The organism is Methylorubrum thiocyanatum, from assembly GCA_014138645.1.
GTDB classification, from domain to species: Bacteria; Pseudomonadota; Alphaproteobacteria; order Rhizobiales; family Beijerinckiaceae; genus Methylobacterium; species Methylobacterium thiocyanatum.
In genome coordinates this window covers 219,700-233,813 of record JACJIB010000008.1, presented here as the reverse complement: position 1 = coordinate 233,813, position 14,114 = coordinate 219,700, and the positions used below count along the sequence as shown (strand labels likewise).

The window sequence follows — 14,114 nt, the reverse complement described above, 5'->3', positions numbered from 1 at the left end:
ACCGTCATCGGCTGGCCCGAACGGCGAAAGGCACACCCCCATCGAATCTGCTCCCAGCGTCAGCCGCGCGTCCGATCAGATATGACGATGTCGTTCGATGCTGCTTCAAGAATTCGATTGTTTCTAAAAACAATCAAATGATGATCGCGCGGAAGGGTATCTTCGGAACATCACTGTGTTGGGTCGTCAACATCCGCAGACATCGTCTGGTTGCGTTGTGATGACGAGATTAATGCTTGGTGGTTGCCTCGATCGATCTCCGATGGGGAACTGACGCCGCACAGCTTGCATTCTTCCTGATGCATCCTTGCGGCTGCATCGGCGTCACCGGTCATCGCTGCACGTGTGCCCGCAGCGATCCGACGACGGTCCCGAGGTCGTCGTCGGGGCCGGTCCCGGCAAGGCGACGCGGAGCCGGCGTGCTCCGAGGCGGAGGAACGGACGACCGATGCTGCGCCCGCGCCTGATCCCGCCCGTCGACATCTTTCCCCCGAACCCTTGGGCGATCGAGGCCGTCCGCTACGACGGCCGGATGGCGCGCGAGCTGACCGGGCAGGCGGAGACGATGTTCGCCCTGTCGAACGGCTATCTCGGGATGCGCGGGGTCACTGAGGAGGGCAGTCCGGTCCGGGAAGCGGGCACCTACCTCAACGGTTTCTACGAGAACCGCCCGATCTCCTACGGCGAGCGGGCCTACGGCTTCCCCAAGGTGGGCCAGAGCATTCTGAATTGTCCCGACGGGGCGGTGATGAAGCTCTTCGTCGATGACGAGCCCCTCATCCTGCCGGACGCGGAGATCCTCTCGTATCGGCGGATCCTCGATTTCCGCGGCGGGACCCTGAACCGGGACGTGCGCTGGGTGACGCCGTCGGGCAAGCGGCTGCACCTGCGGACGACCCGGCTCGTCTCGCTGGCGCATCGCCATCTCGCCGCGATCGCCTACGAACTGACCGCGGAGAATGCCGCGGCGGAGGTGGTGATCACGTCCGAATTGCGCAACGACCAGCCCCTGGCCACCGACACCTCCGACCCCCGCATGGCGGAGGGGTTCGTCGGACGCGTCCTGCAACCGACCGGAACCCGGTCCGAGGCGCTGCGCGCGATCCTCTCCTATCGCACCGGCAGTTCCGGGCTGGTGCTCGGCTGCGGCATGGACCATGTCGTCGAGGCCGATTGTGCGCTCGCGGCCCAGGCGGGCTGCGACAACGATCTGGCCACGGTCGTCTTCCGCGGCGTTCTCGCGCCGGGCCGGACGAGCCGCATCCACAAATACCTGAGCTACCACTACGCCCGCGGCGCGGATCCCGCCGAGATCCGCTCACAGGTGGCCTGGACCCTGGACCGGGCGGTGGAGAGCGGCTTCCCGGCGATCCTCGCCCGCCAGGGACAGGAGACCGCCCGCTTCTGGGAGCGAGCGGACGTGACGGTGGACTCCGTCAACCCGCGCAGCCAGCAGGTGATCCGCTGGAACCTGTTCCAGTTGATGCAGGCCTCGGAGCGGGCCGAGGGGCACGGCATCGCCGCCCGTGGGCTCACCGGGCGGACCTACGAAGGCCACTACTTCTGGGACACCGAGATCTACGTCCTTCCGTTCCTGATCTACACCAACCCGCCGATGGCGCGCAGCCTGCTCAAGGTCCGCTACGACATGCTCGACAGCGCCCGTGCCCGGGCCCGGGAACTCGGGCAGCGCGGCGCGACCTTCCCCTGGCGGACCATCAACGGGGAAGAGGCGTCGGCCTATTACGCGGCGGGGACGGCCCAGTATCACATCAATGCCGACATCGCTTACGCCCTGCGCAAATACGTCGAGGTCAGCGGCGATGTGGATTTCCTCTGCCGCTACGGCGCCGAGATCCTCGTCGAGACCGCGCGCCTCTGGTGCGATCTCGGCTTCTTCTCCGACCGGATGGACGGACGCTTCTGCATCCACGGCGTGACCGGGCCGGACGAATACACGGCGATCGTCAACAACAACTGCTTCACCAACCTGATGGCGCGGGAGAACATGCGCTACGCCGCCGAGACCGTGCGGATGCTCAAGCGCGACCACCCCGACAGCTTCGACGCCCTCGTCCACCGCACCCACCTCGACGCCGACGAGCCCGAGGCGTGGGATCAGGCGGCCGAGCGGATGTACCTGCCCTACGACGAGCGGCTGAAGGTGCATCCGCAGGACGACGCCTTCCTCGATCTGGAGAAGTGGGACTTCGCCGCGACGCCGGAGGATCACTACCCGCTCCTGCTGCACTACCATCCGCTCAACCTGTACCGTTCGCAGGTGATCAAGCAGGCCGACACGGTTCTAGCGCTGTTTCTCTTGAGCGAGCAGTTCACGCTCGAGGCCAAGCGGCGGAACTTCGCCTATTACGATCCGCTGACTACACACGACTCGTCCCTTTCGGTCTGCATCCAGAGCATCGTCGCCAACGAGATCGGATTGCGGGACAAGGCGATCCATTACTTCAACTTCGCCGTCGCGATGGACATCTCCGACCTCGGCGGCAACATGATGCACGGCGCCCATATCGCCGCCATGGGCGGCACGTGGCTCGCGATGATCTACGGCTTCGCCGGGATGCGCGACGCGCACGGGCGCCTCACTTTCAACCCCTGCCTGCCCGAGGCCTGGACGCGGCTGGGCTTCTGCCTGCAGGTGCGCGGGCAGACGATCCGCATCGAGATCACCCACAGTACCGCCACCTACGGACTGGTGGCCGGCGCGGGGCTGACCCTGTGGCACGGCGAGGATTGCGTCCGCCTGTCGGAGGCGACGCCGTCCGTGACGAAGCCGGTCGGCGGGGCCGCGGGGGGCGCCGATGCCTCGGCGCCCTGAAGCCGGTCGGCGCCGCCTGAGCGCGGTGATTTTCGACGCCGATGGCGTGCTGGTGGATTCGCCCCATGAGTGGGCGTGGCGGGAAGCGCTCGCCGGCTTCGCCGATCCGGCGGATTTCACCACGGCGTTCTACCAAGCCCATGTCGCAGGCAAGCCGCGCCTCGAAGGCGCGCGGGCCGCGTTGGAGGCGCTCGGCGATTCCGAGGCCGGCGCCCACGCGGCGGCCTATGCCGAAAGGAAGCAGGCCGTCATCGACAGGCTCATCGCGCAAGGCCGCTTCGACGCGTTCCCGGATGCGATCCGCCTCGCGGTCGCGCTGCGGGCGGCGGCCCTGCGCACGGTGCTCGCCTCCTCGTCGAAGAACGTCAACGCGATGCTCACCCGCGTGACACTCCCCGATGGCAGCACGCTGCCGTCGCTGTTCGATGCGGATGTGAGCGGGCACGACGTGCCGCGCGGCAAGCCCGATCCGGCCCTGTTCCTGCTGGCTGCCAGGACCGTGGCCGTGCCGCCGGGCGAGTGCCTCGTGGTCGAGGATGCACCGGCGGGGATCGCGGCGGCGCGGGCCGGCGGGATGGCCAGCCTCGGCATCGCTCGCCTCGGCGACGAAGCCCTGTTGCGGGCGGCCGGCGCCGATCTCGTCCTGACCTCGCTCGATCAACTCGATGTCGCCGCCTTGGGCCGCGGGACGCTCCGCGCCCGCGCCGCCGACGGATCTCTCGACCGGTAGGGGGCCGGCCGGCGACCTACGGATTGCGGAGCGCCGGAACCGTCTTCGGCGAGCCGAGATCGTAGGTCTTGTTGCGCAGGGGATCGAGCCGGGTGCCCTCGGAGGCGTCGAACGCCTTCGGGCGCGAACCGGCCTCGGCGGCGCCGTCCACCGCGAAGGCCGCGTTCGAGCCCGGTGCATAGGCCGAGGCGCGGCCGGGAACGGCACCGGGCTGCGCCGCGCCGGGTTCGGCGGCGTTCGGATCGACCTTGTCGACCGCGCCCGGCTCGGGCTGCTGCGACTGCTGGCGCGAGCGCTCCACCTGCCGCCAGCGGGTCACGTTGCGCTGGTGGCCCTCCAGCGAATCGGCGAAGGCGTGGCCGCCGGTGCCGTCGGCGACGAAGTAGAGATCCTTGGTGCGCGACGGGTTGGCGACCGCCTCCAGCGCGGCGCGACCCGGATTGGCGATCGGCCCCGGGGGAAGGCCCTCGATCACGTAGGTGTTGTAGGGGGTCGGCCGCTCGATCTCCGAGCGCATGATGCCGCGCCCGAGGGTGCCGCGCCCGCCGACCAGGCCGTAGACGATGGTCGGATCGGATTGCAGCTTCATCCGCTTCTGCAGGCGGTTGACGAACACGCCCGCGACCCGCGGCCGCTCGTCGGCGCGGCCGGTCTCCTTCTCGACGATGGAGGCCAGCGTCACCATCTCGGCCGGCGTCTTCACCGGTACCTCGGCGCTGCGGCGCTGCCAGATCTGGGCCAGCACCTCGCGCTGCTTGGCGCGCATCAGGTTGACGATCTGCTGCCGGGTTGCGCCGCGCTCGAACTTGTAGGTGTCGGGCAGGAGCGAGCCCTCGGGCGGCGTCTCGGCGATCTCGCCGGAGAGCACCTCGTTGTCGTTGAGCCGGGCGACGATCTGCTCGGAGGTCAGACCCTCGGGAAAGGTGATGGCGTGCTGGACCTGACGCCCATTGGTCAGGGTCTCGATCGTGTCCTTCACGCTGGCATGGGCCTTGAACATGTACTCGCCGTGCTTGAGCGGCCCCTTGCCGCCGAAGCGGGCGGACATCTCGAACAGGCTCGGATGCTCGATCACGCCCTCGCGGGCGAGGATGCTGGCGATCTCGGAGGTGCCGCTGCGGTTGGGGATCACCACGACCTTGTCGGCGGCGAGCGGCCCCGGCTCGGAGGTCTGGCGATTGAGCAGGGTCAGTCCGACGAGGGCGGCCAGGGCGAGGACGACGCCCAGCGTCAGGAACCCGCTGATGGTGGCGAGCAGGCCGCCGCGGCGGCGCTCGGGTTTCTCGGGCGGGGGCGGGGCGACGGTGGGCTTGATCGCCTCGCTCGGGCTGCGCGGCGACGGCCGGTTCGGCAGCGACGGCTCCTCGGAAGCGGGCGGCGGAGACGGCGGCTGTTGTCGTCTGCGAAACATCCGGAATCCTGCTGTGGCCCTGCGCGGAAGCCCGCCCAGGACGTTCCGTCTCAGCGGCGGGGCTGCGAGCCGGGTGCTCGCCGCCGCGGCCGGCGGAAGCGTGGGCGTCTCTCACGATACGTCCGCCCGGTCGTCGACCGAGCGTTTTGTGAGGCACTGTAAGCAGTTTTGTGGCGAAATGGCGTTGTTTTCGGCAGAGCCGCCGCAGCCTTTGCGCCGTCGGAAGCGGGCCGTCAGCCGACCCGGCGCATCAGCAGCGAGGCGTTGGTGCCGCCGAAGCCGAAGGAGTTCGAGAGCACCGTATCGACGCGCTTGCGCTTGGCCTCGTGCGGCACGAGGTCGATGGCGGTCTCGACCGACGGGTTGTCGAGGTTCAGCGTCGGCGGCATCACCCCGTCGCGAATCGCCAGCACGGAGAAGATCGCCTCCACCGCACCGGCCGCGCCGAGCAGGTGGCCGATCGCCGATTTGGTGGAGGACATCGACGTCTTGGAGGCCGACTCGCCGAGCAGCCGCTCGACCGCCTTCAGCTCCAGCTCGTCGCCGAGCGGGGTCGAGGTGCCGTGGGCGTTGATGTAGTCGATCTCGGACGGGTCGATCCCGGCCCGCTTCACCGCGGCCTTCATGCAGCGGTAGCCGCCGTCGCCGTCCGGGGCAGGCGAGGTGATGTGGTAGGCATCGCCCGACAGGCCGTAGCCGATCACCTCGGCATAGATCTTGGCGCCGCGCGCCTTGGCATGCTCGTACTCTTCGAGCACGACGATACCTGCGCCCTCGCCCATGACGAAGCCGTCGCGGTCGCGGTCATAGGGACGGGAGGCCTTGGTCGGCTCGTCGTTGAAGCCGGTGGAGAGCGCGCGGCAGGCGGCGAAGCCGGCGAGCGACAGCCGGTTGACCGGCGCCTCGGTGCCGCCGGCCACCATCACGTCGGCATCGCCGAGCGCGATCAGCCGCGAGGCGTCGCCGATGGCGTGCGCGCCGGTGGAGCAGGCGGTGACGACCGCATGATTCGGGCCCTTCAGCCCGTGCTGGATCGAGACCTGCCCCGAGGCGAGGTTTATGATGCGGCCGGGGATGAAGAACGGCGAGATGCGCCGCGGGCCCTTCTCGTGAAGGGTCACGGAGGCATCGTAGATCGTGCCGATGCCGCCGATGCCCGAGCCGATCAGGACGCCGGTGGCCTCCTGATCCGCATCGGATTTCGGGTGCCAGTCGGCATCGTCGAGCGCCATGCCGGCGGCGGCCATGGCGTAGACGATGAAGGGATCGACCTTGCGCTGCTCCTTCACCTCCATCCACGTGTCGGGGTTGAAGGTGCCGTTGGACCCGTCGCCGAAGGGCAGGGTGCAGGCGATCCGGCAGGCGAGATCGTCGGTCTGGAAGGCGGTGACCGCGGCGGCGCCGCTGTCACCGGCGATGAGGCGGCTCCAGGTGTGCTCGACGTTGCCACCCAGCGGCGACACCATCCCCAGCCCCGTGATCACCACCCGACGCATTGCCTGATCCCAACGATCCGCTGTCCTGATGAGGACTCATCCGCCCCGAAGGGCTCTCGCCCCCAAGGACTCTCGGTTCAAAACAGATGTGGCGCGCGGGGTCTCATCGACCCCGCCCGCGCGAGGACACCGCCTTAGGCGGAGTTCTTCTCCAGGAACTTGATCGCGTCGCCGACCGTCTGGATGGTCTCGGCCGCGTCGTCCGGGATCTCGACGTTGAACTCCTCCTCGAACGCCATCACCAGCTCGACGGTGTCGAGGCTGTCGGCGCCGAGATCGTCGATGAAGTTGGAGGCCTCGGTGACCTTCTCAGGCTCGACGCCCAGGTGCTCGACGACGATCTTCTTCACGCGCTCGGCGATATCGCTCATCGTTGTTGGTCCTCGTCTTCTCGATCGTGATGGTGTGTGCTTCTGACGAAAGCGCCGTGGCCGCCTTCCCGCTTCCGGGGGTTTTTGGGACGGCCGGTGTTCGATCGCGCGTGGTTTGGAAAAGCCGCAACCCGCTGAACCGTCAACTCCCCTGCACGGCTGAGCCGGGTGTTAACACAGGGTTTCCGCTCTGGCGAGGGGCGGTTCAGAAAGCGTTCATTGGCGTGGTTTTCCGGTTGGAACACCCCTTTGTGGACATTCTCAATACATCGCCATGCCGCCATTGACGTGCAACGTCTGCCCCGTCACGTAACCCGCTTCCTCCGACGCCAGATAGACTGCCGCCGCGCCGATCTCGGCACCGGTGCCGAGCCGGCCCGCGGGTACGCGGGTGAGAATCGTCTCGCGCTGCTTCTCGTTGAGCGCGTCGGTCATCGCCGAGGTGATGAAGCCGGGGGCGATGCAGTTCACGGTGATGCCGCGCGTCGCGACCTCCGCCGCCAGCGCCTTGGTCATGCCCACAAGCCCGGCCTTGGCAGCGGCGTAGTTGCCCTGGCCCGGATTGCCCGTGGCGCCGACCACCGAACTGATACCGATGATGCGGCCGTAGCGGCGCTTCATCATTCCCCTTAGCGCGGCGCGCGACAGGCGGAAGGCGGCGGTGAGGTTGACGTCGAGCACCGCCTCCCACTCCTCGTCCTTCATCCGCATGAAGAGGTTGTCGCGGGTGATGCCGGCGTTGTTGACCAGGATGTCGAGCCCGCCGAGCGCCGATTCGGCGGCCGGCAGCAGCGCCTCCACGGCCGCCTTGTCGGCGAGGTTGGCCTCGACCACCGCGACGCGCTCGCCGCCGAGTTCCGCCGCCAGTTCGTCGAGCACCGCGCGACGGGTGCCGGACAGGGCGACATGGGCACCTTGCGCGTGAAGAGCCCGGGCGATCGCGCCGCCGAGTCCGCCGGTCGCGCCGGTGACGAGGGCCTTGCGGCCGGTAAGATCGAACATGGTGACGGCTCTTCCGATCGGACGAATCAGTTGTAGGCGGCGACGTCGTCGGGCGTGCCGACCGCGCCCGCGGTGGCATTCGGCGCGATCCGCTTGACGAGGCCGGTCAGCACCTTGCCGGCGCCGAGTTCGTGGAAACGGTCGACCCCGGCTTCCGCCATGGCCGCCACGCTTTCGGCCCAGCGCACGGTCCCGGTGACCTGGCTGACCAGGGCGTCGCGGATCGCGTCGGGCTCGGTGAGCGGACCGGCGGTGATGTTGGCGTAGACCGGCACCACCGGTGCCCGCATCGTCACCTCGGCGAGCGCCCGGCGCATCGCCTCGGCGGCGGGCGCCATCAGAGCGCAATGGAACGGTGCGGAGACGTTGAGGAGAACGGCGCGGCGCACGCCGCGGCCCTGCGCCAGGGCCATGGCCCGCTCGACCGCCTCCCGGTGGCCCGAGAGCACGACCTGACCGGCGCCGTTGTCGTTGGCGACGTCGCAGACCATGCCTTGCGCCGCCTCCTCGGCGATGTCGCGGGCGGTCGCCAGATCGGGGCCGAGCAGGGCGGCCATGGCGCCGACGCCCGGGGCCACGGCCCGCTGCATCGCCTCGCCGCGGATGCGCAACAGGCGGGCGGCGTCGGAGATCGAGAAGGTCCCGGCCGCTGCGAGCGCCGAATACTCGCCGAGCGAATGGCCGGCGACGAAGGCCGCGTCGCGGGCGAGATCGAGGCCGCGCTCGGCCTCGAGCGTGCGCAGCACCGCGAGGCTGGCCGCCATCAGCGCCGGCTGCGCGTTGGCGGTCAGGGTCAGTTCCTCGGAGGGCCCCTCGAACATCAGCCGCGACAGGTTCTGGCCGAGCGCCGCATCGACCTCCTCGAAGACCTGCCGGGCGGCCGGGGACGCCTCGCTCAGCGCCTTGCCCATGCCGACCGCTTGGCTGCCCTGTCCCGGAAAGATGAAGGCTCGCGTCATGACGTCCCGTCGCCCTGGCGCCGGAACGGATGCACCGGCGGATCGGAGCCTCGCCCGGCGCCACACCGCGCGCCCGCAGCCACGAGACGGACTGCCGGCGCCCGGGATCGCCGAGGGGCCCTGTTTCAAGGTGCGGCGCAGTCGCATCACGTGCGGCGACTGTCAACAATGCGATGCACAAGATCAGAACGGCAAAAAAGCCGAGCTCGCTCCCCGCCGCCGGTATCGGATCACCGCCGAGCTTGCTCGGCATGGCGGGAGAATTGGCGACATCACGACCCGAACCCGGCGCGGTTCCGCGCATTGATTGGTGAGGCCTTATCGGACGCGTCCTGCGAGAGACTCGCCATGTTCCGCACGCTCTATCCCCAGGAGGCGGTCGGGCACGCCCATGCCCTGATCGGCGCCTACGAATCCGCCCATGCCGGACTGGCCCGGATCTCACAGGAGTTCCGCCGTGATCTGTGCGTGACGCTGGACCGGCTCGGGCCTGGGGCGACGCCCTATCTGCGCGCCGTCCGCAGCGACCTCGAAGGCCGCACCGTCGAGGCCCGCGCGACCTGGCCGCTCTGGATCGACCGGCTCACCGATCCGATGATCGACCGCCGTCTCATCGCTTCCCGCGCCCTGCTCGAGACCGTCGAGCGGGAGGCGGATGCCCGCGGCATGGTTCTCTAGGCGTCGGTCCGGAACGGCGGCGCCGGGGCGGGGACTACGCGGCGGCGCGCAGGTTCGGCCGGGCCGACGATCCCGTGGCGGCGGAGCGCGTCTTGCCCGACGCGTCGCCGAAGACTTCGCCGAAGAGTTCGCCAAAGACTTCGCCAAGCACCTCGGCGAGGCAGGCGGCGGCGCGCGCGATCTCGGCGTCGCCGTGGCCGGCGGTGACGTGCAGCCGCAGCCGGCCGGTCTCCGCCAAGGCGGCGAGATCGGCGAGCAGGCCGCGTTCGGCCAAGCGCGCCGCGGCGAGGCGCGCCGGTTCGCCGGTGCCGACCTCCACGGAGACGCTGGTGCAGGGCTCGCCGCAGACCGCCAGCGCCCGATCCCGCAGGGCGGTGCGCAGGTTCAGGACGTTGCGCATCAGCCGGGCGCGGCGCTCGCGCCCCTCCGCATCGTCGATGATGGCGAAGGCCTTGAGGATCACCGCGATCTGGATCGGCGAGAGCGTCTGGGCGGCGGCATCCCCCGCGCGCAGGCAGCGGGTCACCGCGCGGGTGCGGGCGGCGACGAAGCCGCCGTTCGAGGCGAAGCTCTTCGAGAAGCTGCCCGTCACGAGATCGGCCCGGCCTAGCATGTCCTGAAGGCCGAGATGGCCGCGCCCGTCCTCGCCGAGGCAGCCGAGATCCTGGCTCACATCCACGAGGAGGGTTGCGCCGTACTCGTCGCACAGGGCCCGCAGGACGGCGAGGTCCGGCGTGCCGGAATCGAGCGGGGACAGGCTCTCGGTGACGACGAGGATCCCGTTCTCCGCATCGCGAGCCCGGATGGCCCGGAGCAGGGCACGGCAATGCTCGGCGTCGAGGTGGCGGAACGGTGAGAGGTTGTCCGTCGCGATCTCCGAGACCTCGCGGAGACTGCCGCGGATCGCGGCATCGATCACCACGTGGTCGGCCGGGCGCACGAGGCCGCGGATCACGGCCTGGGCGGCGGCGCGACCGGTCGGGCAGAGCAGCGCCTCCTCCATTTGCAGGAAGTCGGCGATCCGGCGTTCCAGCGCGAGCGCGAGGCCGGGCGCGCCGGCCTCGGTCGCGGCGCAGACACTGCGCACGCCGAGGCGGCGCAGGGTGTCGGCGGCGGTGGCCACGATGTCCGGATGGGTGGAGAGGCCGAGGCAATCCTGCGAGGCGAAGTCGAGCCCCCGTACGGGGTGGTCGTCGCCGGGCGCCGCGGAGCGGTGCAGAAGGCTGACGCCGTCCGCGCGGTCCCGGTTCGTCGCGTCGGTCTGCTCACGATGTCTCATGCCATCCCGTCCGATGCCGCGTCGTTACTGGCCCGACTTTCGGCGCCGCCGGCTTGCCATCGCGTTAAACGCCGCCGGTGTTGGAAAAATGCATCGGGGCGTATTTAACGAATTGCTTCTCCCGGAGCCTGAACAAGACGGCGGACGATCTGTGCCGTTGCGAGGATCCGTGCGCGCTTCGGCCGCCAACAGGATCGAAGCGTAAATGAAGTCCTGACGAGATCTTCGGCGCGCGACCCCGCAGGCCGGCGCAGACCGCGATGGCCCGGACGGCTCGGGGGCGCCCTCCCTGCGGAAGGCGCCCCCGTTGCGTCGTGTCCCTCTGCGGCCGGCTGCCGCCGGATCAGATCACCGGAAGCCCCGTCATGCCCGCCCCGATTCCGTAAGTGGAGCCGTAGAGCACCCCGTGAGCGAAATAGTAGACGCCGAGGAACAGCATCAGGGCGCTGGCATAGTAGACCGGGGTGAGGACGACATCGCGGCGGGTGGCGGGAACCCGGGCGTCGTCGGCGGCGATGGCGATCAGAACCGCGATGATGCCCGAATGGCCGATGGCGTCGACCTTGCCGAATTCGAGGATGGCCGAGACGAAGACCGCGGTTAGGATGATCGCCGAGGCGCGGCGCACCAGAGGGGTCCAGATCAGGGCGAAGGCCAGGGTGAACTCGATGACGCCGGCGGCCTGCATGAAGAGTTCCGGTGAGGCGCCCATCGTCATGGCCGGCTTGGCGGCGATCAGCGGATCGGTCCAGTGCGGGTAGGCCCACTTCTCGACGGAGGCCCACATCAGCGTGATCGCGGCGGCGATGCGCACCACGTCGATGGGGCGCTGTCCGAACAGGGTGCGGTCGAAGGCGGTCAGGGCCAGGAAGGCGGCCACGCCCAGGAAGACCGGATAATCGGCGAGGTGGAAGGCGCCGTAATTCCACACGGCGAGACCGAACAGGAACACGATGCCGGCGGCGGTGAGCGGCAGGGTGCGCTTCCACAGCAGGCCGGCGGCCATGGCGAGCTGGAGCCACGGGATCCAGGCGATGTCGGTCTTCAGTTCCGGCGTCAGGATGATCCCGCCGAGGTTCCACAGCGAGACGAGGAAGAACCCCACCACGGCCCGAACGATCAGGGCGCTGTTGTCCCGCACCGCTGCCGTGGCGCGGTCGAGCGCGTTGAGGATCGCGGTGCCGAGCGGCGTCCCCTCGGCCAGGCAGCCGAACATCAGGCAGACGAGCGCAAGCCCCGTCAGTAATTCGAAGTCGGTGCAGAGGACTTGTTCGAGCCCGCGCGGCTGGCCGGCGACGTCGAAGGCACAGAACCATTTGACGTGGGCGTTGGCCGCCCCCGTTCCGAGCAGAACAAAGCTTGCTGCGCCTGCAAGCATGACGGGAAGGCGCACCCAGGAACTGGACACGTAAGGCATGGAGCCGCCGAAACGGGAGGGAAGTTCGTTGTGTAGAAAAAACTTAAACGAACTTGAGCGGCCTTGCTAAGGCTTTGTTTACACACTTGAACGAATGGTTAATGCCGCTTATGTAACAAAAGTTGTGCAATCTGCCGGTCAATTTGCAGTCTTTGTCGGCACTCAGCTCTCAAGTGCGGCGGGCCGGACTGTGGAGAACGGGAAGAGCGGGGAAACCCCGCGCCGCTTTCGCCGCGTTAACGCGTTCGAGCGCCCAGTGATGCCGGCTGGAACGGCGCCGCACTGGCCGCTCGATCTGGAGGATGAATGATTGCGTTGCTCAGCCTCGTGAGCTTGTCCGCCGGCTTGGTTCTGGCGGGCCAAGCGCCGCGCTACCCCGACTGGACGGCGCGGATGGAGACGGCCGGCGGCCTTTCTCTCGTGACCGGCCTCGCCATGGTCGGGGCCGGCCTGAAGGCCCATTGCTGCTGAGACGATCGGCACGGGAGCGCCGGATCACAGGATCACGCCGCCCGGCTCGAAGCGTCTGGTTTCAGTCCTTCCGCCGCAGCAGGCTGGCGAAGAAGCCGTCGAGGCCGCCTGCCCGTCCGGTGCCGCCGGCCAGATGGCTCGGCAGGGTGCGAAGGTCGCCCGACGGGTCGATCAGCTCGGCATGGCCGGCCACTCGATCGGGCGTGATCGCGATCCGCTCGAAATCCGGATGGCGGTTCAGGAAATCCGCGATCTGCCCGCTGCCCTCCTCGGGTTCGAGGGAGCAGGTGCAGTAGACGAGGCGTCCGCCGGGCCGCGTCAGCCGCGCCGCCTTGTCGAGGAGCCGGCGCTGGAGGCCGACGAGGCGGAACACGTCCGTCTCGCTCTTCGTCCAGGCCACGTCCGGATGGCGGCGGAGGGTGCCGGTCGCCGAGCAGGGCGCGTCGAGCAGCACCGCGTCGAAGGGCGTGTCCTCCGGCAGGGCGAGAGCGTCGGTGGTCAGGACCTCGGCGGTGAGGCCGAGGCGTTCGAGGTTGCGACCGAGGCGTTCCAGGCGGGCGGCGGACCGGTCGATTGCCGTCACCGCCGCGCCCGCGGCGGCGATCTGGGCCGTCTTGCCCCCCGGCGCCGCGCAGAGATCGGCGACCCGCTCCCCCGATTCCGGCGCGAGCAGCCGCACCGGCAGGGCGGCAGCGGCGTCCTGCACCCACCACACGCCCTCCGCGTAGCCGGGGAGATCGGCCACCGCCTCCCGCGCCTCGACCAGCCGCACGGAGCCGAGATCGAGGCGGACACCGCCGAGCCGCTCGGCCCAGATCTCCGGGTCGCGCGCCAGCGTGAGATCGACCGCCGCGCCTTCCAGATGGGCGGCCGCGATGGCGCGGGCCGCCGCCTCGCCGTAGGCCGCCCGCCAGCGGCGGGCGAGCCAGTCCGGCGTGTTGTGGGCGAGCGGATCGGTCTCCTCGGCCCGGATCGCGTCGCGCTCCCGGACGATCCGGCGCAGCACGGCGTTGACGAGGGGCGCGAGGTGCTGGAGCTGCGGGTCCGCCTTGGCGAGACGCACCGAGAGATCGACGGCGGCGTGGTCGGCCACTGCGAGATCGAGGATCTGCGCAGCGCCGGTCACCAGCAGCGCGAGAAGGTGGGGCCGGTTCTCCGGCAGGCCGTCCCGCAGCCGGGCGGCGAGCGCCGCCTGGATGAAGCCGAGGCGGCGGAAGCTCGCCGTCGCGATCGCCCGGGCGAGGGCGGCCTCGCCCGGTTCCAGCCGCGCGCCCCGTGCCGCCTGGGCGAGGGCATCCTCCAGCGCCAGGCCGCGGGCGGGGCCGAGCAGCGTCGCCACCGCCTCGCGCGCGACGTGACGCGCCGCGAGGCCCGGCACCGACGGATCGAAGGGAGGCGGCGTGCTGCGGTTGGGTGTGGATGCCACGCGGAAAAGGCCGTTCTGGGCTAAAAGGGATCGGCGGG

General features: G+C 69.6%; 12 protein-coding genes. 4 read left to right on the top strand and 8 right to left on the bottom strand.

Annotated features, from left to right (window positions below):
* The first annotated feature begins 448 nt into the window (after positions 1 to 448).
* Positions 449 to 2,836, top strand: coding sequence for a glycoside hydrolase family 65 protein (locus HNR51_RS21880; protein WP_182556344.1), 2,388 nt, complete (start codon positions 449 to 451; stop codon positions 2,834 to 2,836).
* The gene (locus HNR51_RS21875) at positions 2,820 to 3,566 is read left to right on the top strand and encodes an HAD-IA family hydrolase (protein ID WP_182556343.1); all 747 of its coding nucleotides are present in this window, start codon (positions 2,820 to 2,822) and stop codon (positions 3,564 to 3,566) included. The genes HNR51_RS21880 and HNR51_RS21875 overlap by 17 nt, the downstream gene beginning before the upstream one ends.
* A 16-nt stretch (positions 3,567 to 3,582) precedes the next feature.
* On the opposite strand, the gene mltG is transcribed toward HNR51_RS21875, so the two are convergent.
* From mltG to fabD, 5 genes are all read right to left on the bottom strand, one after another.
* Entirely contained in the window at positions 3,583 to 4,977 is a 1,395-nt protein-coding gene (mltG, locus tag HNR51_RS21870) for an endolytic transglycosylase MltG (RefSeq protein WP_182556342.1), read from the bottom strand.
* 233 nt (positions 4,978 to 5,210) lie between these two features.
* A complete protein-coding gene (gene fabF / locus HNR51_RS21865) occupies positions 5,211 to 6,473 on the bottom strand; it encodes a beta-ketoacyl-ACP synthase II (RefSeq protein WP_012452464.1) in 1,263 nt (420 codons plus the stop codon).
* A gap of 134 nt (positions 6,474 to 6,607) precedes the next feature.
* Positions 6,608 to 6,844 (bottom strand): acyl carrier protein, encoded by a 237-nt coding sequence (locus tag HNR51_RS21860; protein ID WP_003599981.1) that lies wholly within the window; start codon positions 6,842 to 6,844, stop codon positions 6,608 to 6,610.
* A 261-nt stretch (positions 6,845 to 7,105) separates the two neighbouring features.
* Positions 7,106 to 7,846 (bottom strand): 3-oxoacyl-[acyl-carrier-protein] reductase, encoded by a 741-nt coding sequence (gene fabG, locus HNR51_RS21855; RefSeq protein ID WP_152275739.1) that lies wholly within the window; start codon positions 7,844 to 7,846, stop codon positions 7,106 to 7,108.
* 26 nt (positions 7,847 to 7,872) lie between these two features.
* Positions 7,873 to 8,805: an ACP S-malonyltransferase gene (fabD, locus tag HNR51_RS21850; protein ID WP_182556341.1), complete on the bottom strand. Its 933-nt coding sequence runs from the start codon at positions 8,803 to 8,805 to the stop codon at positions 7,873 to 7,875.
* Positions 8,806 to 9,153: 348 nt separating this feature from the next.
* On the opposite strand from fabD, the gene HNR51_RS21845 reads away from it, so the two are divergent.
* A complete protein-coding gene (locus HNR51_RS21845) occupies positions 9,154 to 9,483 on the top strand; it encodes a hypothetical protein (RefSeq protein ID WP_141950218.1) in 330 nt (109 codons plus the stop codon).
* A 34-nt stretch (positions 9,484 to 9,517) separates the two neighbouring features.
* Here HNR51_RS21845 and HNR51_RS21840 read toward each other — a convergent pair whose 3' ends face one another.
* Positions 9,518 to 10,762 carry an aminotransferase class I/II-fold pyridoxal phosphate-dependent enzyme gene (locus HNR51_RS21840; protein ID WP_182556340.1) on the bottom strand — a complete coding sequence of 415 codons (1,245 nt, stop codon included), beginning with the start codon at positions 10,760 to 10,762 and terminating at the stop codon, positions 9,518 to 9,520.
* A gap of 343 nt (positions 10,763 to 11,105) precedes the next feature.
* Complete coding sequence (locus tag HNR51_RS21835; RefSeq protein ID WP_182556339.1) at positions 11,106 to 12,179, bottom strand: hypothetical protein; 1,074 nt, start codon at positions 12,177 to 12,179, stop codon at positions 11,106 to 11,108.
* 306 nt (positions 12,180 to 12,485) lie between these two features.
* Here HNR51_RS21835 and HNR51_RS21830 point away from each other — a divergent pair, with 306 nt between their 5' ends.
* Entirely contained in the window at positions 12,486 to 12,650 is a 165-nt protein-coding gene (locus HNR51_RS21830) for a hypothetical protein (protein WP_182556338.1), read from the top strand.
* 61 nt (positions 12,651 to 12,711) lie between these two features.
* On the opposite strand, the gene HNR51_RS21825 is transcribed toward HNR51_RS21830, so the two are convergent.
* On the bottom strand, positions 12,712 to 14,076 hold the full coding sequence (locus HNR51_RS21825; RefSeq protein ID WP_182556337.1) for an RsmB/NOP family class I SAM-dependent RNA methyltransferase: 1,365 nt from the start codon (positions 14,074 to 14,076) through the stop codon (positions 12,712 to 12,714).
* Positions 14,077 to 14,114 lie beyond the last annotated feature (38 nt).

Coding starts and splice junctions, on each gene's coding strand:
- HNR51_RS21880 (WP_182556344.1), top strand. CDS start 449: ATGCTGCGCCCGCGCCTGATCCCGCCCGTCGACATCTTTCCCCCGAAC.
- HNR51_RS21875 (WP_182556343.1), top strand. CDS start 2,820: ATGCCTCGGCGCCCTGAAGCCGGTCGGCGCCGCCTGAGCGCGGTGATT.
- mltG (WP_182556342.1), bottom strand. CDS start 4,977: ATGTTTCGCAGACGACAACAGCCGCCGTCTCCGCCGCCCGCTTCCGAG.
- fabF (WP_012452464.1), bottom strand. CDS start 6,473: ATGCGTCGGGTGGTGATCACGGGGCTGGGGATGGTGTCGCCGCTGGGT.
- HNR51_RS21860 (WP_003599981.1), bottom strand. CDS start 6,844: ATGAGCGATATCGCCGAGCGCGTGAAGAAGATCGTCGTCGAGCACCTG.
- fabG (WP_152275739.1), bottom strand. CDS start 7,846: ATGTTCGATCTTACCGGCCGCAAGGCCCTCGTCACCGGCGCGACCGGC.
- fabD (WP_182556341.1), bottom strand. CDS start 8,805: ATGACGCGAGCCTTCATCTTTCCGGGACAGGGCAGCCAAGCGGTCGGC.
- HNR51_RS21845 (WP_141950218.1), top strand. CDS start 9,154: ATGTTCCGCACGCTCTATCCCCAGGAGGCGGTCGGGCACGCCCATGCC.
- HNR51_RS21840 (WP_182556340.1), bottom strand. CDS start 10,762: ATGAGACATCGTGAGCAGACCGACGCGACGAACCGGGACCGCGCGGAC.
- HNR51_RS21835 (WP_182556339.1), bottom strand. CDS start 12,179: ATGCCTTACGTGTCCAGTTCCTGGGTGCGCCTTCCCGTCATGCTTGCA.
- HNR51_RS21830 (WP_182556338.1), top strand. CDS start 12,486: ATGATTGCGTTGCTCAGCCTCGTGAGCTTGTCCGCCGGCTTGGTTCTG.